The sequence below is a fragment of the Methylobacterium sp. Leaf466 genome (genome assembly GCF_001425565.1).
Lineage (GTDB): Bacteria > Pseudomonadota > Alphaproteobacteria > Rhizobiales > Beijerinckiaceae > Methylobacterium.
Map to the genome: position 1 here is coordinate 239,002 of NZ_LMRC01000033.1, position 20,764 is coordinate 259,765.

The 20,764-nt window shown below is 70.7% G+C and carries 17 protein-coding genes and 1 pseudogene; 8 read left to right on the plus strand and 10 right to left on the minus strand.

Features of this window, described 5'->3' with window-relative positions; all coding sequences use genetic code 11:
- Positions 1-3 precede the first annotated feature (3 nt).
- The 6 genes from radA to ASG59_RS16170 all read left to right on the plus strand — a co-directional run bounded on the left by radA (position 4) and on the right by ASG59_RS16170 (position 6,366).
- Complete coding sequence (radA, locus tag ASG59_RS16145; protein WP_055878586.1) at positions 4-1,431, plus strand: DNA repair protein RadA; 1,428 nt, start codon at positions 4-6, stop codon at positions 1,429-1,431.
- A 153-nt stretch (positions 1,432-1,584) separates the two neighbouring features.
- Positions 1,585-2,205, plus strand: coding sequence for a CvpA family protein (locus tag ASG59_RS16150; RefSeq protein ID WP_056410056.1), 621 nt, complete (start codon positions 1,585-1,587; stop codon positions 2,203-2,205).
- Between the two features lie 130 nt (positions 2,206-2,335).
- On the plus strand, positions 2,336-3,826 hold the full coding sequence (gene purF / locus ASG59_RS16155; RefSeq protein ID WP_056410060.1) for an amidophosphoribosyltransferase: 1,491 nt from the start codon (positions 2,336-2,338) through the stop codon (positions 3,824-3,826).
- A gap of 7 nt (positions 3,827-3,833) precedes the next feature.
- Positions 3,834-4,586 (plus strand): SDR family NAD(P)-dependent oxidoreductase, encoded by a 753-nt coding sequence (locus ASG59_RS16160; protein ID WP_056410062.1) that lies wholly within the window; start codon positions 3,834-3,836, stop codon positions 4,584-4,586.
- Positions 4,587-4,627: 41 nt separating this feature from the next.
- Positions 4,628-5,038 (plus strand): dihydrofolate reductase, encoded by a 411-nt coding sequence (locus ASG59_RS16165; protein WP_056410063.1) that lies wholly within the window; start codon positions 4,628-4,630, stop codon positions 5,036-5,038.
- 194 nt (positions 5,039-5,232) lie between these two features.
- On the plus strand, positions 5,233-6,366 hold the full coding sequence (locus ASG59_RS16170; RefSeq protein ID WP_056410065.1) for a carboxylate-amine ligase: 1,134 nt from the start codon (positions 5,233-5,235) through the stop codon (positions 6,364-6,366).
- Positions 6,367-6,375: 9 nt separating this feature from the next.
- Here the strand turns inward: ASG59_RS16170 and der are convergent, their stop codons facing one another.
- The 3 genes from der to ASG59_RS16185 all read right to left on the minus strand — a co-directional run bounded on the left by der (position 6,376) and on the right by ASG59_RS16185 (position 9,299).
- Positions 6,376-7,725, minus strand: coding sequence for a ribosome biogenesis GTPase Der (der, locus tag ASG59_RS16175; RefSeq protein WP_056280087.1), 1,350 nt, complete (start codon positions 7,723-7,725; stop codon positions 6,376-6,378).
- A 135-nt stretch (positions 7,726-7,860) separates the two neighbouring features.
- The gene (locus ASG59_RS16180; protein WP_055878565.1) at positions 7,861-8,571 is read right to left on the minus strand and encodes a tetratricopeptide repeat protein; all 711 of its coding nucleotides are present in this window, start codon (positions 8,569-8,571) and stop codon (positions 7,861-7,863) included.
- 119 nt (positions 8,572-8,690) lie between these two features.
- Positions 8,691-9,299, minus strand: coding sequence for an NnrU family protein (locus tag ASG59_RS16185; RefSeq protein WP_055880973.1), 609 nt, complete (start codon positions 9,297-9,299; stop codon positions 8,691-8,693).
- A 95-nt stretch (positions 9,300-9,394) separates the two neighbouring features.
- Between ASG59_RS16185 and ASG59_RS16190 the strand changes: the two genes are divergently transcribed.
- Positions 9,395-10,618, plus strand: coding sequence for a hypothetical protein (locus ASG59_RS16190; RefSeq protein WP_056410067.1), 1,224 nt, complete (start codon positions 9,395-9,397; stop codon positions 10,616-10,618).
- 203 nt (positions 10,619-10,821) lie between these two features.
- Complete coding sequence (locus tag ASG59_RS16195) at positions 10,822-11,553, plus strand: superoxide dismutase (RefSeq protein ID WP_056280082.1); 732 nt, start codon at positions 10,822-10,824, stop codon at positions 11,551-11,553.
- Positions 11,554-11,610: 57 nt separating this feature from the next.
- On the opposite strand, the gene ASG59_RS16200 is transcribed toward ASG59_RS16195, so the two are convergent.
- From ASG59_RS16200 to dxs, 7 genes and pseudogenes are all read right to left on the minus strand, one after another.
- The gene (locus ASG59_RS16200; RefSeq protein WP_056410069.1) at positions 11,611-12,321 is read right to left on the minus strand and encodes a phosphorylase; all 711 of its coding nucleotides are present in this window, start codon (positions 12,319-12,321) and stop codon (positions 11,611-11,613) included.
- 24 nt (positions 12,322-12,345) lie between these two features.
- Positions 12,346-14,343, minus strand: coding sequence for a squalene--hopene cyclase (gene shc / locus ASG59_RS16205; RefSeq protein ID WP_055878552.1), 1,998 nt, complete (start codon positions 14,341-14,343; stop codon positions 12,346-12,348).
- 230 nt (positions 14,344-14,573) lie between these two features.
- The gene (hpnE, locus tag ASG59_RS16210; protein WP_056410072.1) at positions 14,574-15,848 is read right to left on the minus strand and encodes a hydroxysqualene dehydroxylase HpnE; all 1,275 of its coding nucleotides are present in this window, start codon (positions 15,846-15,848) and stop codon (positions 14,574-14,576) included.
- Positions 15,849-16,700, minus strand: coding sequence for a presqualene diphosphate synthase HpnD (gene hpnD / locus ASG59_RS16215; protein ID WP_056410073.1), 852 nt, complete (start codon positions 16,698-16,700; stop codon positions 15,849-15,851).
- Positions 16,697-17,611 carry a squalene synthase HpnC gene (gene hpnC, locus ASG59_RS16220; protein WP_056410075.1) on the minus strand — a complete coding sequence of 305 codons (915 nt, stop codon included), beginning with the start codon at positions 17,609-17,611 and terminating at the stop codon, positions 16,697-16,699. Before hpnC ends, hpnD begins: the two co-directional genes overlap by 4 nt.
- Positions 17,608-18,633 (minus strand): hopanoid-associated sugar epimerase, encoded by a 1,026-nt coding sequence (gene hpnA, locus ASG59_RS16225; RefSeq protein WP_056410077.1) that lies wholly within the window; start codon positions 18,631-18,633, stop codon positions 17,608-17,610. The genes hpnC and hpnA overlap by 4 nt, the downstream gene beginning before the upstream one ends.
- 304 nt (positions 18,634-18,937) lie before the next feature.
- Positions 18,938-20,764 (minus strand): annotated as a pseudogene (dxs, locus tag ASG59_RS16230) (1-deoxy-D-xylulose-5-phosphate synthase); the annotation flags it as partial.

Genomic DNA, 20,764 nt, shown 5'->3' on the forward strand with positions numbered 1-20,764 from the left:
AGAATGGCCAAGATCCACCAGACCTTCGTCTGCCAGTCCTGCGGGGCGGTCTACAACCGCTGGCGCGGGCGCTGCGAGGCCTGCAACGGCTGGAACTGCATCGCCGAGGAGACGGGGGCGAGCGGCCCGCAGGCCGGCCCGGTGGCGACGCGTCCGGGCCGGGCACGCGGCCGGGTGTTTCCCCTCGAAGGGCTGACCGGCGAGGCCAAGCAGGCGCCGCGCATCCCCTCCGGCATCGCCGAGCTCGACCGGGTCACCGGCGGCGGCTTCGTGCGCGGCTCGGTGATCCTGCTCGGCGGCGATCCCGGTATCGGCAAGTCGACGCTCCTGATGCAGGCCACCGCCGCCATGGCCGGCACCGGCGAACGCGTCGTCTACATCTCCGGCGAGGAGGCGGTGGCGCAGGTGCGCCTGCGGGCGGAGCGCCTGGGCCTCGCCGGCCGGCCGGTGGAGCTGGCCGCCGAGACCAACGTCGAGGACATCGTCGAGACGCTGTCGCAGGGGCGCCCGCCGGCGCTCGCCATCATCGATTCGATCCAGACCATGTGGACCGAGACGGTGGAATCGGCGCCCGGCACGGTCACGCAGGTGCGCGGCTCGGCCCAGAGCCTGATCCGCTTCGCCAAGACCACGGGCACCGCGGTGATCCTGGTGGGCCACGTCACCAAGGACGGCCAGATCGCCGGCCCGCGCGTGGTCGAGCACATGGTCGATTGCGTCGCCTCCTTCGAGGGCGACCAGGGCCATCATTTCCGCATCCTGCGCGCCGTGAAGAATCGCTTCGGCCCCACCGACGAGATCGGGGTGTTCGAGATGACCGACATGGGGCTGGCCGAGGTGCCCAACCCCTCCGCCCTGTTCCTGGCCGGGCGCGACCATGCCGCGCCGGGCACGGCGGTCTTCGCCGGAATGGAGGGGACGCGGCCGCTGCTCGTGGAGATCCAGGCGCTCGTCGCCCCGTCCTCCCTCGGCACGCCGCGCCGCGCCGTGGTGGGGTGGGACCCCAACCGCCTGTCGATGGTGCTGGCGGTGCTCGAGGCCCATGGCGGCATCCGGCTCGGCACCCACGACGTCTACCTCAACGTCGCCGGCGGCCTGCGCATCACCGAGCCGGCGGCCGACCTCGCGGTCGCCGCGGCACTGGTCTCGTCGCTGTCGGGCGCGGCGCTGCCGCCGGAGACCGTCTATTTCGGCGAGATCGGATTGTCCGGGGCGATCCGCCCCGTGGCGCAGGCGCCGGCCCGGATCAAGGAGGCGGTGAAGCTCGGGTTCGCCAAGGCCGTGACACCGCAGAACCGGGGGGAGGGCGGCGACGGCGCCCTCCAGACCGAGGCCCTGCGCCACATCGCCGACCTCGTCGCCGGCATCGCCAGCGGCGCGCCCCGGCGCGGCAAGGGCGGGCGTGGGCGGGACGACTACGACGACGACTGACCCTCAGCGATCGCTCGACCACGACCCTCCCGCGCGCGTTTCGCGGCGGAGGGTGACGGGCCTGATCCGGCACGGTATACGGTCATCGCGGCACGGGGCAGCCGCAACGCCATCGATCGTCGCCGCTCTGCCCCCTTGTGACCAGCGTCGTCGATGCCGTTTTCCATTCTGGACCTCGCCGTTCTGGGGATCGTCGCGATCTCCGCCCTTCTCGCGGCCGTGCGAGGAGCCACCCGTGAGGTCCTGGCGATCATCGCCTGGGTCGCCGCGGCGGCCGTGGCCTGGAAGTTCTACCCCCTCGTCCTGCCGATGGTCGGCCAGCACGTCACCAACGCCACGGTGGCGCTCGTCGCCTCCATCGCCGCGATCTTCCTCGGCACCCTGATCGTCGTCTCGATCATCACCGTGAAGATCTCGGACATGATCCTCGATTCGCGGATCGGCGCGGTGGACCGCTCGCTGGGCCTGATCTTCGGCGCCGGTCGCGGCTTCCTGATCTGCGTGATCGGCTGGGTGTTCCTGGCCTGGCTGGTGCAGGGCAAGATGCCGGACTGGGCCGCCACCGCCAAGAGCCGCCCCCTCCTCGAGAGGTCCGGCGATGCCCTGGTGGCGCAGCTGCCGGAGAACCCGGAGGGGATCCTCAAGCAGTTCAAGAAGCCCAAGGCCGACGGGGCGGCCGAGCCGACCGATTCGCCGGCGGAGGGCGAGGCGCCGGTCCAACGGCGCAGCGATGCCGAGAAGCCGGGCCAAGCCGCGCCCGCGGCGCGACGCTGACCTGCAAGAATCCGGGCTTGGTTGCGCCGCACCGATCGACGACATAACGGTTTCGTGACGCAAGGTCTTGAGGCTGCGCCCGGCCGCCTTTCCCGGTGACCCGCGCGGCCGACGGGGAAACGGCAACAGCATGTCCGATCGATCAGCCACTTCCCGTTCCTCCCACCGGACGGTGGACGGGATGGACCGCGACGGCGACACGCTGCGCGAGGAATGCGGCGTCTTCGGCATCTTCGGGCACCCGGACGCCTCGGCCATCGTGGCGCTGGGGCTGCATGCCCTGCAGCACCGCGGCCAGGAGGCGGCGGGCATCGTCTCCTTCGACGGGGCGGTCTTCCATTCCGAGCGTCGCCCCGGCCTCGTCGGCGACTCGTTCTCAGACCGCTCGACCATCGAGCACCTGGAGGGCTCGGCCGCCATCGGCCACGTCCGCTATTCGACGACAGGGGGCACGATCCTCAGAAACGTGCAGCCGCTCTTCGCCGAACTCGCCAGCGGCGGCCTGGCTGTGGCGCACAACGGCAACCTCACCAACGCCCTCACCATCCGCCGCGACCTGGTCCGCGAGGGCGCCATCACCCAGTCGACCTCCGACACCGAGGTGATCCTGCATCTGGCCGCGCGCTCGCGCGCCCCGCGCATCGTCGAGCGCTTCACCGAGGCTCTGCGTCGGATCGAAGGCGCCTATGCCATCGTGGCGCTGACCAACAAGAAGCTCATCGGTGCCCGCGACCCCCTCGGCATCCGTCCGCTGGTGCTCGGCGAACTCGACGGCCGCTATATCCTTGCCTCCGAGACCTGCGCGCTGGACATCATCGGCGCCAAGTTCATCCGCGACATCGAGAACGGCGAGATCGTGGTGATCTCCGAAGAGGGGATCGAGTCGATCCGGTTCGCGCCGCCCCAGCCGATGCGCCCGTGCATCTTCGAGTACATCTATTTCGCGCGGCCCGATTCCGTCGTGAACGGCAAAAGCGTCTACGCGGTGCGCAAGAACATCGGCGTCGAACTCGCCCGCGAGTCGCCGGCGGATGCCGACATCGTCATCCCGGTGCCGGATTCCGGCGTGCCGGCGGCGCTGGGCTTCGCGCAGGAGACCGGCCTGCCCTACGAGATGGGCATCATCCGCAACCATTACGTCGGACGGACCTTCATCCAGCCGACCCAGTCGGTGCGAGAGCTCGGCGTGCGCATGAAGCACTCGGCCAACCGGGCCGCCGTCGAGGGCAAGAGCATCGTGCTCGTCGACGACAGCCTCGTGCGCGGGACCACCTCGGTGAAGATCGTGCGCATGATGCGCGAGGCCGGCGCCCGCGAGGTGCATTTCCGCATCGCCTCGCCACCGATCACCTACCCCGACTTCTACGGCATCGACACGCCCGAGCGCGAGAAGCTGCTCGCCGCCACCCACGACCTCGAGGGCATGCGCCGCTACATCGGTGCCGATTCGCTGGCCTTCCTGTCCATCGCCGGACTCTACCGGGCGATGGGGGAGGAGGCGCGCGACTCCGCCTGTCCGCAGTACACCGACCATTGCTTCACCGGCGACTATCCCACCGCCCTGACCGATCTGGCGGTGGCCGGGCCGCGGCGCCTGGCCATGCTCGCCGAAGCCGATTGAGATCCCCATGACCGCGTCCTCCGACAAGCCGCTCTCCGGCCGCGTCGCCGTCGTCACCGGTGCTTCCCGCGGCATCGGCCGTGCGGCGGCCCTGGCCCTGGCGCAGGCCGGCGCGCATGTCGTCGCCGTGGCGCGCACGCAGGGCGGCCTCGAGGAGCTCGACGACGCCGTGACGGCGGCGGGATCGAGCGCCACCCTGGTGCCGCTCGACCTCACCGATTACGACGGCATCGACCGCCTGGGCGCGGCGATCTACGAGCGCTGGCGGCGCCTCGACATCCTGGTCGGCAACGCCGGCATCCTCGGCAACCTGACGCCGCTCGGCCATGTGACACCCAAGGCCTGGGACCAGGTGATGGCCATCAACGTGACGGCCAACTGGCGCCTGATCCGCTCGCTCGATCCCCTGTTGCGGGCCTCCGATGCCGGGCGGGCGGTGTTCGTCACCTCCGGCGCGGCCCACAAGTGCCGCGCCTATTGGGGGGCTTATGCCGTGTCGAAGGCTGCCCTCGACGCCCTGGTGCGGACCTACGCCGCCGAGACCGAGACGACGCCGGTGCGGGCCATGCTCCTCAATCCCGGCCCCCTGCGCACGGCCATGCGCAAGGCCGCGATGCCCGGCGAGGATGCCGCCACCCTCAAGACGCCCGACGACCTCGCCCCGGCCTTCGTGCGGCTGGCGCGGCCCGATTGGTCGGACTCCGGTAAGATCTACGACTTTCCCACCGACCGTGTCGTGGTGTTCCAGCCGCCGGCCTGACCGGTGGTGTTCCACGACGACAGGCTAGCCAGGTCCCCACGATGATCGACGTCCGCTGCATCTGTGCCATCGGGTTGCGGGGCCAGCTCGGCCTGAACGGGCAGTTGCCCTGGGAGGGCAACACCGACCCGCTGTTCGTCGAGGACGTGACGCGGTTCTTCGCCCTCACCATGGGCCATGTGCTGATCGCCGGCCCCAAGACCATCGCGTCGGTGCCGACCTTCGCCTTTCAGGATCGCACCATCGACGTGATCCGCAGCCACGAAGACCCCGAGGCGGTGCTGGCCCGCTATCCCGGCCGGCGCATCTTCGTGGGCGGCGGCATCGCGGTCTGGAACGTCTACGCGCGCTACATCCAGCACTGGGACGTCACGCGCCTGCCGTACGACGGCGAGGCCGACCGCTGGTTCGACCCGGCCTGGCTGGTGGGCGGGGCGTTGCGGGAGGGCTGATGCGGTCTGCCGCTTGATGAAAGCGGTGACCGTATCGGCAAGCCCATGCGGCGCCTGAGCGAAGCGGAAATCCGCATTGCGAAGCAATCGAACGGATTTTGCATGAGCCAGTCCGACTGAATTGGGTTTCGCTGCCGCGCGGCACGATGGCCATCGTCCCGAGTTGACGCTCAGGCCATACGCGAAGGTTCCCCATGACCGCACACAGCTACCGCTTTGGCATCGAGGAGGAGTACTTCCTGGCCGATGCCGAGACCCGCGGCACCCCGCGCCGGTCGGTGACGGCCTTCCATGAGGAGGCCGGCGACAGGCTGCCCGAGATCGGGCAGGAATTGCTTCAGAGCCAGATCGAGGTCTGCACGCCGCCGTCCACGGATTTCGGAGAGGCACGCGAGATCCTGGCCGGCCGGCGCTGCGCACTCGCCGCCCTCGCTGGCAGGCACGACCTTTTGATCTTTGCCGCCGGCACGCACCCGGTCGCCGAATGGGCGCGGCAGGTGCCCACGAAGGGCGACCGCTACCGCGGCATCTTGCGCGATGTCGGGCTCGCCGGGCGGCGCAGCCTGATCTGCGGCATGCATGTCCATGTCGAGGTGCCCGACCCGAAGGCGCGCATCGACCTCATGAACCGGCTGCTGCCGTTCCAGCCCCTGTTGCTGGCGCTGTCGGCCTCCTCGCCGTTCTGGCAAGGGGCCCCGACGGGGCTGACCGCCTATCGCCTGAGCGCCTTCGGCGAGTTGCCCCGCACCGGGCTGCCGCCGCTGATCGGGTCCCCGCAGGATTACGAACGCTATCTGCGCATCATGACCGCGGCCGGGTCGATCGCGGACGCAAGCTTCCTATGGTGGTCCCTGCGCCCCTCGATCAAGTTCCCGACCCTGGAACTGCGCATCGCCGATTCCTGCACGCGGCTGGAGGACGCGCTGGCCATCGCCGCCCTGTTCCGTTGCCTCGTGCGCCTCGTGATCCGCCGGCCCGACCTCAACGACTCCCTCGACGGGGTCTCGCGGGCGCTGGCGGAGGAGAACCTGTGGCGGGCCCAGCGCAGCGGCACCGACGCCGAATTGATTGACGAGGCGAGCGAGGACGCCCTACCCTTCGCCGAGGCCCTGGACCGCGTCCTCGCCCTCGTCGATGCGGACGCCGACGCCTTGGGCTGTGGCCCGGAGATCGAAAGGACCCGCGCGATCCTGACCGAGGGCACCAGCGCCGAGAACCAGATCGGCGTGTTCGAGGCGGCCCGAAAGGGCGGCCGCAGCGACCGGCAGGCCCTCGACGCCGTAGTGGACTGGCTGGCGAAGACGACGGCCGGTGCGACCGCCGCCTGAGCCGCCCGTCTAGCCCTTGTTCTCCTTGTCGAACGGGTTCTTCGACGTCCGTAGCGACAGGCGGATCGGGGTGCCGGGCAGGTCGAACGCCTCGCGCAGGTTGTTGACGAGGTAGCGGGTGTAGGATTTCGGCAGGCCGTCGAGCTGGTTGCCGAACAGGGCAAAATGCGGCGGGCGCGCCTTCACCTGGGTGGCGTAGCGGATCTTGATGCGCCGGCTCGCCACGGCCGGGGGCGGGTTGCGCTGGGTCGCCTCGTTGAGCCAGTCGTTGATCCGCGAGGTCGAGATGCGCCGGCTCCACACATCGGCGGCGTCCACCACCGCCTGCATCAGCTTGTCGATGCCCTGGCCGGCGAGGCCCGACAGCGGGATGACGGAGACGCCGCGCACCTGCGGCAGCAGCCGGGTGCAATCCTCGCGCAGGGTCTTCAACAGGCCGTTCTGGTCTGCCACCAGATCCCACTTGTTGAGGCCGATGACGAGGGAGCGGCCCTCGCTCTCGACGAGGTCGACGATGGTGAGGTCCTGCTTCTCGAACGGGATGGTGGCGTCCAGGAGCACCACCACCACCTCGGCGAACCGCACCGCACGCAGGCCGTCGGAGACCGCGAGCTTCTCGAGCTTGTCGTCGATGCGGGCGCGCCGGCGCATCCCGGCGGTGTCGTGGAGCTTGATCCGGCGGCCGCGCCAGTCCCAGTCCAGCGAGATCGAATCGCGGGTGATGCCGGCCTCGGGCCCCACCAGAAGCCGGTCTTCACCGAGCATGGTGTTGATGAGGGTCGACTTGCCGGCGTTGGGCCGGCCGACGATGGCGACCTTGAGCGACTTCTCCGATCCCTCCTCGTCATAGTCCTCGTCCTGTTCGGGGAGGGCGGCGATGAGGGCGTCGTGCAATTCGCCGATGCCTTCGCCGTGTTCGGCCGAGAACGGGATCGGGTCGCCGAGCCCCAGCGAGAACGCCTCGTAGGCGCCCCCGAGCCCGGCGCCGCCCTCCGCCTTGTTGGCGATGAGGATGACCGGGCAGCCGGCCCGGCGCACGAGTTCGGCGAAGGGCTGGTCGGCGGGCAGCACGCCCGCGCGGGAATCGATCACGAAGAGGACGACGTCCGCCTCCATGATCGCCGCCTCGGTCTGGGCGCGCATGCGCCCGAGCAGCGTGCCCGCATCCGCATCCTCGAGCCCGGCCGTGTCGATGACCCGGAACACGAGGCCGCCGAAGTTCACGTCGCCCTCGCGCCGGTCGCGGGTGACGCCGGGCCGGTCATCGACGAGGGCGAGCTTCTTGCCGACGAGCCGGTTGAACAGCGTCGACTTGCCGACGTTCGGCCGTCCGATGATCGCGACGGTCGGCATATCCATGGGGTGGGCCAGTTCAGGTTGGGGCGGTCGGTCGGGGAACGCGAAAACGGCCGGTGCGGGACCGACCGGTTCTCGACCGCCGACGGAGCAGGTAAACCGATTTTGCCAATCGGCTCAAGGGAAAGGCGGAGTGCCCTAGCGCGTCGCGGGGAGAGGGGCCGCCGGCGCCGGGACCGCCTCGGTCACCGTCACCGGACCGCCGGCCACCAGGGCGGAATAGACTTCGATGCGCTGGCGCAGGTTCTGCGGCGTCTGCGGATCGGCGCTGATCTGGTCGAACCAGCGGCCGGCCCCGTCGTAATCGCCGCGCTTGAGCGCGGACAGGCCCAGCATCTCGCGGGCGGTGTGCCGGAACGCGCCAGTGGGGGCGGCCAATCCCTGCAGGCTGGCGAGCGCCGGATCGGGGTTGGGCAGGTCGAGGCGGATCAGGGCCGCCCGCAGGCGTGCGAGGTCGCGCAGCCCGTTGCTCAGCTTGGCGTCGGCGCCCAGCGCCTCGTATTCGGCGGCACCCGCGGCCTGGTCGCGCTTGGCGGTCTCGGTGGCGGAGCGGAAGCGTGCGAGCAGGGCATAGCCGGCCGGCGCCTGGGATTCGATCGCGGCGAAGGCCTTGTCGGCCTCCTCGGCCTTGCCGTCGCGCACCAGCCGGTTGGCGGTCTCGAACGATTCCGATGCCGTCTCGGCCCGGCTGCGCTGCTCGGACTGCCAGTAGCGCCAGCCGCCGACGCCGGCCACCACCAGCACCGCCAGGGCGATGATCAGCGCACTGTAGCGGCGCCAGATCTCGGCGACCTGATCGCGGCGATAGTCCTCGTTGACCTCGCGGATGAACTCGTTGTTCTCAGCCATGTCGTCTCATAACAGGTCAGCTCCTGCCGCGGCATCCGCGGCGGGCGACCTCACGATGGTCGGGGCCTGCGCCTAGCACACCATGGGCGGCTTGGCGACAGACGCGGCGCCGGCCGCGCTCAGGCCATCCCCGGCCAGGCCGCGACGCCGATGAGCAGCGGATGCAGGTACTTCGCGAAGACGAACCAGGTCACGAGGCCCACCGCCACGGCGATGGCATCGTTGCGCCAGCCGGCCGGTGCCGCCACCGCGCCGCCGTGCTGGGCCACCGCCTCGGCGGGGTTGCGGGCCCGGCGCTTGGCGCTGATGCGGGCGATCACCGCCCAGGCGAGGAAGGCCCCGAACAGGAGCATGCCGCCGAGGTCGCCGTTGGCGAGGAGATGGGCGGTCGCCCAGATCTTCACGGCCAGCAGCATCGGGTGCTTGGCCTTGGCGCGGATGTGGCCGGGCAGGTAGGCCGAAGCGAGGGCGATGAAGGCCAGGAGGTTGAGGACCAGCGCGAGGTGGCGGGTGAACACCGGCGGGTTCCAGACCTGGATCATGCCCTCCTGCCTGTACACGCCGAAACCGTAGCCGACGAGCACCAGGCCCAGCAGCGACAGCACCATGTACCCGAGCTTGTAGCGGGTCTCCCCGACCTCGCCGATGACCTTGGCGCGCTTGGAGCGCAGCATGGTGAAGGCGTGGGTGCCCAGGAACAGCACGAGGCCGAGGATCAGGAAGGTCATGGAGGTCTCGGGGCGGTGGTCGGCCAATCGGAAGGTTAAGGGTTCAGACCGCAAACTCAGGCGCAAGTCCAGGCTGGAACCGCTCCAGGTCAAGAATGACGCGCCCGCTTCCCCGATCGTCCGCGCGCGCTCGTCGTTCCCCCAGGATCGTCGCGGCCCTCGTCGTGGCCCTGGCAAACCTCGTCTGGCCCGATGCCGGATGGGCAAGGGGCGACCCGCCGCTGTCGGCCCTCACCCTGATCGGCGCACCCAAACCCCTGTTCCGCGCGACGCGCGACGCCTGCGACGGGGTCGACGTGCCCGACGCCTCGGCCCGCGCCTTTCGCGATGCCGCCGGCACGGTCGTGCTATTCGGCATGCACTATCGCAACCGCGCCCTGCGCGGACCCGACTTCGACCGGCTGAAACTCGATTGCGCCGTCGTCCTCGATTCGGCGGGTGACGCCGATCCGGCCCGCTACGACGACCGCTCCTGGGTCACCGCCACCTGGACCGAGGACGGAACGGCGGTGGCGGCGCTGCTCCACCACGAATATCAGGCGAACACCCACGCCGGGCGCTGCCGGCTGCCGGCCTATCTCGCGTGCTGGTACAACAGCATCGTGGCGGCCTCCTCCACGGACGGCGGTCGCACCATCCGGCGCGCCGTGCCGCCGGTGGTGGTGGCCGCAGCGCCCTTCGCGCAGGAGGTCGACCAGGGCCGGCATCGCGGGTTCTTCAACCCTTCGAACATCGTCGCGGACGGGCGCTGGCGCTACGTCTTCGCCTCGACCACCGGCTGGTCTCAGCCCGGCCGGAAGCAGGAGGCCGGCGTCTGCTTGTTCCGCAGCGACGACCCCTCCGATCCGGCCCGCTGGCGCGCCTGGACCGGAACCGGGTTCGAGGCCCGCTTCCCCGGCCCCTACGGCAAGGCCCGGCCGGGACCGGATGCCTGCAAGCCTGTCGCACCCTTTCCGACCCCGGTCGGCGCGGTGGTGCGGCACCGGGCGACGGGGGCCTGGATCGCCGTCTTCATGGCCAAGGCGAGTGCGGCGTTCCCGCGATCCGGCTTCTACTGGACGAGCTCGCGCGATCTCCTGGCCTGGGATCAGCCGCGGCTGCTGATGGCGGGTGCCACCCTCTACGACGATGCCTGCACCGCGTCGGGACGCCTCATCGCCTATCCATCGCTCCTCGACCCGGCCGCCGAGGGCCGCAACTTCGACGACGCCGGAGACGCCGCGCTCCTCACCTATGTGACTCTGAGGACCGAGGGCTGCACCGTCACCTCCGATCGCGATCTCCTCAGCCAGCGCCTGTCGATCAAGGTCTGGCCGTAGGGTCGCCGGCCGAATCGAGAGTGCTCGCGCGCCGCCAGCGGACGATCCGTCCCGACGGCCTTCGATGGGCCGAGCCCGTTCCGGCGAAGGTGACGCAGAGTCCAAGTCGGCTATGGTTGAAACCATCGCGCAAGCGCTAGCGTAGCCGTCGTGTCGATGACGGTGCTCGCACCCATCGCTCCGGACAACGGGAGAACGCCACCATGAACCTCAACCGTCGCACCACCCTGGCCGCCATCGGCGGAGGCCTCATCGCCCTTCGCGCGCAGGCGAGCGTCGCGCAAGGAGCGCCGGCCCCGGCTCCGTCGGGTCCCTTCACCCTCGCACCGCTGCCCTATCCGGCCGACCGCAACGCCCCGACCATCGACGCCGAGACGATGCAGCTGCACCACGGCAAGCATCACGCCGCGTTCGTGACGAACCTGAACACGGCGCTGGCCGACAAGCCGGACCTCGCCAAGAAGCCGTTGCCGGAGATGCTCGCCAACCTGTCGTCGCTGCCCGAGGCGGTGCGCGGGACCATCCGCAACAGCGGCGGCGGACACGCCAACCACACGATGTTCTGGACGATCATGGGCGGCAAGGGTGGCGAACCCACCGGCGACCTCAAGGCGGCCATCGACAAGGATCTGGGTGGCTTTGCCAAGCTGCAGACCGATTTCAACACCGCCGGCACCAAGCTGTTCGGCTCCGGCTGGGTGTTCGTGGTGCTCGGCAAGGACGGCAAGCTCGCCCTCACCAGCCGCCCCAACCAGGATTCGCCGCTGATGGACGGCACCCCGGTGGTGTTCGGCAACGACGTCTGGGAGCACGCCTACTACCTGACCTACCGGAACCGCCGCGCCGACTACCTCAAGGCGTGGTGGAACGTGGTCGACTGGTCGAAGGTGAGCGACCGCTACGCGGCCGCCAAGGCCGGCACGCTGGCGATCTGAGGCTCGCCGTTCGTCCCCTGGCCGGAGGCTCGTCTCCGGCCAGGGGCGCCCGAGCCGTCAGGCCCTCGGGCCGGCGGACGACAGCACGCCGAGGCCAGCTCCCAGGCAGGCGCGTGCGCGGCGTAGACTCCGGAAGGCGGCGCCCGAGTCCCTGGCGAGCCTCATCAGGTCGCCGGGGCTCGCCCGGCGACGGACGAGGGCGCGTAGCACGGCGAGGATGTCGGGATCGCCGTTTGGCTTGAGGGCGCTCGCCACGAAGGCCGGCAGGGCCCGGTCGGCCGGGTCGCAGACCACGCGCAGCGCCGCGAAGGGAAGGCCGTGCGCCCGCGCGAAGCCGGCCGCCACATGCGATTCCATGTCGACCGCCGCCGCGCCGGTCCGGCCGCGCAACGCCGATTTATCTGCGACGGCGAGGACCGCGGCGTCGACCCCGGCGAGGTCGGCCGCGGTGATCCTCAGTCCGCTGCGCTCCAGACGGTCTCTCAGGCAAGCGACGATGCCGGGATCGGCGTCCCACCGTTCGCCGTCCGACCGGACGCCGGTCGCCACCACGACATCGCCGGGGAGGAGCGCCGGGTCGAGACCGCCGGCGATGCCGAAGCTGATCACGGCGCGGACGGCGCCGGGGGCCTGGCGGGCGAGTGCCGCGCGCAGGCGGTGCGGATCGCCGCCGGCACCCACCACGACGACCCCCGGACCGGCCGCGAGGCGCGCCTCCTTGGAGAGGCCGACCACGGCGAGGACGGACCGTTCGGTCCCTGCCGACATGGCGATGCGCTCCGCCGGACCGGCCTACATCCCGAAGGCCACCTGGCGGGTGTTGCTCTGCTTGAGGTTGCGGAACCGCGCCATCGCCCAGAGCGGGAAGAACTTCGGGTAGCCGTGGTAGCGCAGGTAGAACACCCGCGGGAACCCGGTGGCGGTGTAGCGCTCCTCGGCCCAGAAGCCGTCGGCCCCCTGCGTCCGGGTCAGGTAATTGATGCCGCGGGTCACCGCCGGGTCGTCGGCTTCGCCCACCGCCATCAGGGCGAGCAGCGCCCAGGCGGTCTGCGAGGCGGTGGAATAGCCGGGCTCGAACGCCGGATCGATCTTGTAGGACGAGGCGTCCTCGCCCCAGCCGCCGTCCGGGTTCTGGATGCGGATGAGCCAGGCCACGGCGCGGCGAATTTCCGGCGAGGCCGGATCGACGCCCGCCGCGTTGAGGGCGCACAGCACCGACCAGGTGCCGTAGATGAAGTTCATGCCCCAGCGGCCGTACCAGCTTCCGTCGTCCTCCTGGTCGGCCAGGAGGTAGGTGACGCCGCGGTCGAGCGCCTTGGAGCTGGAGCGCGTCTCGCCGAGCTGGGACAGCATCGAGACCACCCGCGCCGTGACGTCGGCGGTGGGCGGATCGAGGAGCGCGCCGTGGTCCGAGAACGGGATGTGGTTGAGGTAGTGGTGGTTGTTGTCGGCGTCGAAGGCCGCCCAGCCGCCGTCGCTCGACTGCAGGCCCTCGACCCATTCGCGCGCGCGGGCGATGGCGTTGGTGTAGTCGGGCATGTCGGCGACGAGGCCGTGCTGGCGCATCGCCCGGTCCATCGCCATCACCACCACGGCGGTGTCGTCGAGGTCGGGGAAGTGCGGGTTGGCGTATTGGAATGCCCAGCCGCCCGGCCGCACGTTCGGCCGGCCCGCCGCCCAGTCGCCCTTGATGTCGAGGACCTGCAGGGGCCGCAGCCAGTCGAGGCCGCGCCGAGCCTGATGCTCGGCCTGAGGGCCGCCGGCCTCGAGGAGCGCGTGGCTCGCCAGCGCCGTGTCCCACACCGGCGACAGGCAGGGCTGGACGTAGGCCTCGTAACCCTTGTCGACCACCAGCTTCTCGATCGCCTCGCAGGCGATGCGCATCTGCGGATGGTCGGCCGGGTAGCCCAGCACCTCGTACATCAGCACGGAGTTGACCATGGCCGGGTAGATCGCCCCGAGGCCGTCCTCGCCGTTGAGGCGCTCGCTCACCCAGGCCACCGCCTTGTCGATGGCGCGCTGGCGGCGCTTCTTGGGAAACCAGTTCTCCGTCAGCTGGAGGATCCGGTCGATGCCGCCGAAGATCGGCGTCCACGGCCAGGTCGCATGCGGGCTGCCGGGCCAGTTGCGCACGTGCTCGGGCGGCGTCACGAACAGCTCGGGGATGCCGATGCCGAGGGGGTTGCGGGCGCGGGGCTTCTTGGCCTGGAGGACGAACAGGGGCACCATCACGCAGCGCGCCCAGTACGACACCTTGTCGAGGTGGAACGGGAACCAGCGCGGCAGGTGCATCACCTCCACCGGCATCACCGGGATGGCACGCCAGGGCACCTCGCCGTAGAGGGCGAGGAAGAAGCGGGTGAACACGTTGGAATTGGCCGCCCCGCCGCGCGAGAGGATGGCCTCGCGGGCCTTGCGCATGTGGGGCGCCTCGATCGAGTCGCCGATGAGCTTCAGGGCGAAATACGCCTTCACGCTGCAGCTGATGTCGAACGGCCCCTCATGGACCAGCGACCAGCCGCCGTGCTTGCCCTGCGTCCGGCGCAGGTAGTTCCCGATCTTCGGCCCGAGACCGTTGGGAATCGGCGTGGCGCGAAAGTTGTGGAACAGGATGTATTCGGATGGGATCGTGGCATCGGCTTCGAGCTCGAAGCACAGGTGCCCGTCGGCATGCGACAGGGCCGTCAATCCTTGCGTCGCCCGGACGATGCCGCGCTCCACGTCGGAGAGAGAGATTTCCTGTGTCTTGGGACGCTGCAGCGTCTCGACCTTCTTGAATGCCTCGCGCATCGATCTCCGCCTTGAACCATCCGCGACCACGGTGCGTCGGGACTAGACCGTCCCGTCCGCCGCATCCGTGACCGATCACACGTCTCGGCTGCGCGGCGAGCGGCCCCGATGGGCCGACGCCGCGCAGGTTTCTGCGAGCGCAACGTCCTGGATCTGGCTCCAGGACGATGCGCCCATCTCTCGTCCTGGCATCAGACCCAAAGGCGGCAGCCGCCTTTCGGTCCGATGCCCTAGGCGCGCGCTCCGTCGAGGAGCGCGTGCGCAGCCGTGGTTCCAGAGCGGATCGCCCCCTCGATCGTCGATGGCAGGCCGGTGGCAGTCCAATCGCCCGCCAGGACGAGGTTCTTGTGGTCGGTCACGGCGCTTGCGCGCCGCGCGGCCTCGGCCGGCGTCGCTGCGAAGGTCGCCCGCTTCTCCTTGACGATCTGCCAGCTTGGCCTTTCGGGCGCAAGTCCCGTCAAAGTCGAGAGCTCCGCCCAGATCCGGGCACTCAAGTCTTCCCGTGGTGTATCGAGCAGCCGATCGGCACCGCTGATGGTCACCGATAGACGATCCGGATACGCGAACAGCCACTCCGTCAGTCCGTTCACCACACCCAGAAGAAGAGGCGATCCCGGTGGAGGAACGATCGCGAAATGGGCGTTCACGATGGATCGGTAGGCCTGCGGGCTCGCGACGCCGGGCAGGACGTCGGCGGCCACCCAGGGTGGCAGGGCCAGAACCACGGCATCGTCCGGCCTGAGGGCGAGGGGGCCGTCGCCGAAGTCGAGGCTGTCGATCCGCCCGGCACCGAAACCGAGGCCGCGCAGGCGGCGCCCGAACCGGATCTCGCCCCCCCGTGCGGTGAGATGGGCCACGGCCGGGTCGACGAAGGCGTAGGAGAGGCCGGCCACCGCCACCAGCGGTCGGCAGGCCTCGCCACCCGCCCCCAGGGTCTCGAGCAGGATCTTGGCGGCCAGGCCGTTGTCGCTCTCGGCCGGCTCGGTGTTGAGCGCGGCCAGCAGCACCGGGTGCCACAGGCGCTCATAGAGCGTGCCGGAGCAGGTCATGCTCTGCCCGATGGTGCCGCCGAGGCCCGGCCCCTTGCCGGCCGCCGCCCGGATGATGCCGAGGGGGGCGAGGTAGTCGATCGCCCGGGTGCCCGGCACCCGCCGCGACGGGCTCATCACCCACCACGGCAACCGGCCGCGGTTCGGGCGCAGGCGCCAGCGCTCGCCCGTGGCGAGGTCGGCGAAGTCGAAGGCCGCCTCGGCCGGTCCTTGCAGGGCGTCGGCCGGAGCGCCGATGGTGCGCATGAAGCCGAGCGTCGAGGCGTTGCCCGACAGGAGGAGATGGTTGCCGTTGTCGAGGGTGAGCCCGAGGCTGGGGTCGTAGTACGAGCGGCAGCGTCCGCCCGCCTGCTTGGCGGCCTCGTGCAACACCACGCGGGCGCCGCGTTCCACCAGCGACACCGCCGCGGAGAGCCCGGCGAGGCCCGCTCCGACCACATGGACGGTTCCCGCCATTCAGACGATCCCGTGGCGCAGGGCGACGGACAGCAGGGCGAGCTTGCCGGGCTTGACGCGGGCGCGTGGGGGCGACCACCCCCGCTTCAGGAGCTCGTCGAGATAGAGGCGGTAGGCGGCCGCCATCAGCCGGGGGGCCTTGGTGGCCGCCCTCGGGCTTTTGGCGATGATCGCCCAGGTCTCGCGGTAATGCGCCTCGGCCTGGGCGGCCACCGCCGCGCAGACCTCGCCGATGCGCGGATGCGCCATCGCTGCCTGCGGCGTCGGAGTCGTCAGACCGATGGCGGCCAGCCGCTCGCGCGGCAGGTAGAGGCGGCCGCGCCCGGCGTCTTCGTCGATGTCGCGCAGGATGTTGGTGAGCTGCAGCGCCCGGCCCTCGTGATGGGCCAGCCGGATGCCGAGATCCTCGGGCAGGCCGAAGATGCGCACCGAGAGGCGGCCGACGGCGCTGGCGACGCGGTCGCAATAGAGGTCGAGGGTGTCCTCGTCGGGGGCGACGATATCCTCGAAGGCATCCATCGCCATGCCGTCGATGACCGCCTGGAAATCCTCGCGGCGCAAGGCGTAGCGCGCGATCGGGACCACGAGGTCGCGCACCCGGGCCGCCGGGCGGCCGGCGTAGAGGTCGTCGATGTCGGCGCGCCAGCGGTCGAGTTCGGCCGCACGGACCTCGGCCGCCCCGCCGTCGTCGGCGACGTCGTCCACCGCCCGACAGAAGGCGTAGACCGCATACATCGCCTCGCGCCGATCCTTCGGCAGCAGCCGCATGGCGGTGTAGAACGAGGAGGATTTCGCGGGCAGGGCAGGGGCTTCGGCGGCGTCCGCCGGCAGCGGCGTGGCGGTGGCGCTCATCGGCGTCCCTCCTGGTTGGCGACGCGCAGCGCCTGCGCCCGAAGCACTCGGCCTCGCAACGGACGCCGCGCCAGGGTCGCAATGATGCCGCCGAGCGCGGTGAGGGCGAAGCCGGCCTTGCCGTGATGCACCGACTCGCTGAGCGGGTCGCGCTCCATCAGGCCGCGGCAGAGCACCACCGCCAGGCGATGGATCGCGGCGATCTCGAGGCTCAGGCGCAGGTCCGCGATGAGGTCGGGCAGTACCGCACCCTCGTCGAGGAGCCCCATGGTCCGTTCGGCCAGCTCCCGGATCACGGCGCGCAGGGCAGGAGACGCCCTGTCGGCGGCCAGGGCCTCGACGGTGACGCCGTGGCGAGCGAGCACGTCCCGGGGTAGGTAGACCCGGTCGTTGCGGCGATAGTCCTTCGCGCAATCCTGGAGGTGGTTGACGATCTGAAGGGCCGCGCAGATCGCATCGGACGGTCCCCAGACCACGGCCGGATCCTCGCCGTGGACGTCGAGGACGTAGCGCCCCACCGGCATCGCCGAGAGCCGGCAATAGGCGATGAGGTCCTCCCAGTCGTCGTAGCGGGTCTTGCGGGCATCGAGGCGGAAGGCGTCGAGGAGCTCGAGGGCATGGGTCGGGGGCAGGCCGCGCGTCGCGAGTTCGCGTTTCAGCGGCTCGGCCTCCGGGTCGGGCGGGCCCTCGCCCGTCAGGGCGTCGGCGAGCCGATCGAGGAGCGCGATCTTGCGCTCGGGCGACAGCTCGGCATGGTCGGCGACGTCGTCGCCCGCCCGCACGAAATCGTAGAAGGCGAGGATCGCCCCGCGATTCCTGGGGTGGATCAGGTGCGAGGCGACGGGGAAGTTCTCGTCCTTGTGGCCCTTGCCGGAGCGGGCCTGCGTGGCGTTGTCCAGGGTCGCGCTCATTGGATCAGCCCCGCCTGGCGAAACCACGCGATCGCGTCGGACAGGCCCTCTCGGTAGGGGCGGGCGGTATAGCCGAGTTCGGCCCGCGCCTTGGCGTCGGTGAAGAACATGCGGTAGCGCGACATCCGGATGCCGTCGATCGTCGCGAAGGGGGCCTTGCCGGTCACCCGCGCGATCTGCTCGGAGAGATAAGCGATCGGATACACCACGGCGCGCGGCAGGTTGACGGTGGGGGGCTTGCGCCCGACCAGGCCAGCGATGTCGGCCAGCATCTGCGACAGCAACACGTTCTCGCCGCCCAGGATGTAGCGTTCCCCGGTGCGGCCCTTGCGCAGGGCGAGGAGATGCCCGGCGGCGACGTCGTCGACGTGGGCGAGGTTGAGGCCGGTGTCGACGAAGGCGGGCATCCGCCCCAGCGCCGCTTCCAGGATGATGCGGCCGGTGGGCGTCGGCTTGACGTCGCGCGGGCCGATCGGCGTCGAGGGGTTGACGATGACCACGGGCAGGCCGTTGCGGGCGGCCATCTCCTCGACGACGCGTTCGGCCACGACCTTGCTGCGCTTGTAGGCGCCGATGGCGGTGCCGGGGGTGAGCGGCCGGCTCTCGTCGGCGGGCGTCCCGTCGTCGTGCGGTTTGATGGTGGCGACGCTGGAGGTGTAGACGATCCGCTCGATCCCGGCGCGCAACGCCTCTTCCATCATGATGAGGGTGCCGTCGCGGTTGGTCCGGACGATCTCCTCCATGTCCGGTGCCCACAGCCGGTAGTCGGCCGCGGCGTGGACGAGGTAGCGCTGGCCCTGCAATGCGGCGGCGACGGCGTCCCGGTCGCGCATGTCGCCTTCCACCACTTCGACGTCTGTCCAGACGAGGTTGGTGCGCGGGCTCGTCGAACGCACCATGATCCGTACGGGAAAGCCCGCCTTGCGGAACACGTCGACGAGGGCGGCTCCGAGGAACCCGCTGGCGCCGGTGATCAGGACCGGACCGACGCCCCAGGGGCCGGATGGATCAGCCTCAGCCATGTCTCTCTTAATCGTCAGGACGATCGGTGGCGGCCGTGGGACCGCAGGAAAAACGCCGGGGCGCGTCCGCCGCGGCCCGGCCTCATGTCATCGAAAACCGCCGCCGACAAGGATCGCACGGGCACACCCCCGCGCGATCTCGCGGCGCGGGTCAGGCGAGCCGGAGGCGGCCGGACTTCCGCTCGGGCAGGGCGCCGGTGACGGCCTTGACGATGCCGTCGGTGTCGAGGCCGGCCTGGGCGTACATGCGCTCGGGGGTGTCGTGGTCCTGGTAGACGTCGGGCAGGGTCAGGGTGCGCACCCNCCTTGACGATGCCGTCGGTGTCGAGGCCGGCCTGGGCGTACATGCGCTCGGGGGTGTCGTGGTCCTGGTAGACGTCGGGCAGGGTCAGGGTGCGCACCCGCACCCGGCCTTCGTCGAGGGCGCCCTTCTCGGCCAGGAGATGCAGCACCATCGCCCCGAAGCCGCCCACCGACCCCTCCTCCATCGTGATCAGGACCTCGTGGGTCGCGGCCAGGTCGAGGATCATCGCCTCGTCCAGCGGCTTGGCGAAGCGGGCGTCGGCCACGCTGACGCCGACGCCGGCCGCCTCGAGCTGGTCGGCGGCCTTGAGCGCTTCCGCCAGGCGCGTGCCCAGCGACAGCAGCGCCACCCGCGCCCCCTCGGGCCGGCGCACGATCCGGCCCTTGCCGATGGGCAGCGCCCGGCCTTGCTCGGGCAGGTCGATGCCGACGCCCTCGCCGCGCGGATAGCGCAGCGCGATCGGCCCGGAATCGTGGGCATGGGCCGTCGCCACCATGTGGACGAGCTCGGCCTCGTCGGCCGCCGCCATCACCGTCATGTTCGGCAGGCAGCACAGGTAGGCCAGATCGAAGGCGCCCGCGTGGGTCGCCCCGTCGGCCCCCACCAGCCCGGCCCGGTCGAGGCAGAACCGCACGGGCAGGTTCTGCAGCGCCACGTCGTGGACGACCTGGTCGTAGGCCCGCTGCAGGAAGGTCGAGTAGATCGCCACGAACGGCTTGTAGCCCTCCGTCGCCAGGCCGCCGGCGAAGGTCACCGCGTGCTGCTCGGCGATGCCGACGTCGAAGGTCCGGTCGGGGTGGGCCTTGCCGAACAGGTCGATGCCGGTGCCGCCGGGCATGGCGGCGGTGATCGCCACCACCTTGGGGTCGGCGTCCGCCGCCTTGATCAGGCTCTCGCCGAACACCCGGGTGTAGGCCGGGGCGTTGGGCTTGGCCTTGGCCTGCACGCCGGAGATCACGTCGAACTTGACGACGCCGTGGTAGCGGTCGGCGCTGGCCTCGGCCGGGGCGTAGCCCTTGCCCTTCTGGGTGACGACGTGGAGCAGGATCGGGCCCTGCTCGGAGTCGCGCACGTTCTTGAGCACCGGCAGCAGGTGGTCGAGGTTGTGCCCGTCGACGGGGCCGACGTAGTGGAAGCCCATCTCCTCGAACATGGTGCCGCCGCCCACGATCAGGCCGCGGGCGAACTCCTCGGCCTGGGCCGCGCGCTGGTAGATGCCCTTGGGYAGGAGCTTGCCGAGCTGCTTGGCGGTCTCGCGCAGGGASCGGTAGGTGTCGCCCGAGGCGAGCCGCGCGAGATAGGCCGACATCGCGCCGACCGGGGGCGCGATCGACATGTCGTTGTCGTTGAGGATGACGATCAGGCGCGAGTGCAGCGCGCCGGCGTTGTTGAGGGCCTCGGCCTCGCCCTTCGCCTTGGCCGCGGCGACGTCGAGGTCGCGGGCCACCGCCATGCCGAGTGCGGCCGAGATCGAGGTCGAGGAATGGGCCGCGCCGAAGGGGTCGTATTCGCTCTCCGARCGCTTGGTGAAGCCCGAGAGGCCGCCGCCCTGGCGCAGGGTGCGGATGCGGTCGCGCCGCCCGGTGAGGATCTTGTGCGGATAGGCCTGGTGGCCGACGTCCCASACGATCCTGTCGTCGGGCGTGTCGAACACGTAGTGCAGCGCCACCGTCAGCTCGACCACGCCGAGCCCCGAGCCGAGATGCCCGCCGGTCACCGAGACCGCGTCGATCATCTCCCGCCGCACCGCATCGGCCACAGCCTGCAACTCGCCCTCGGGCAGGGCCCGCAGCGACGACGTCTCGACAAGACCGTCCAGAATCGAGG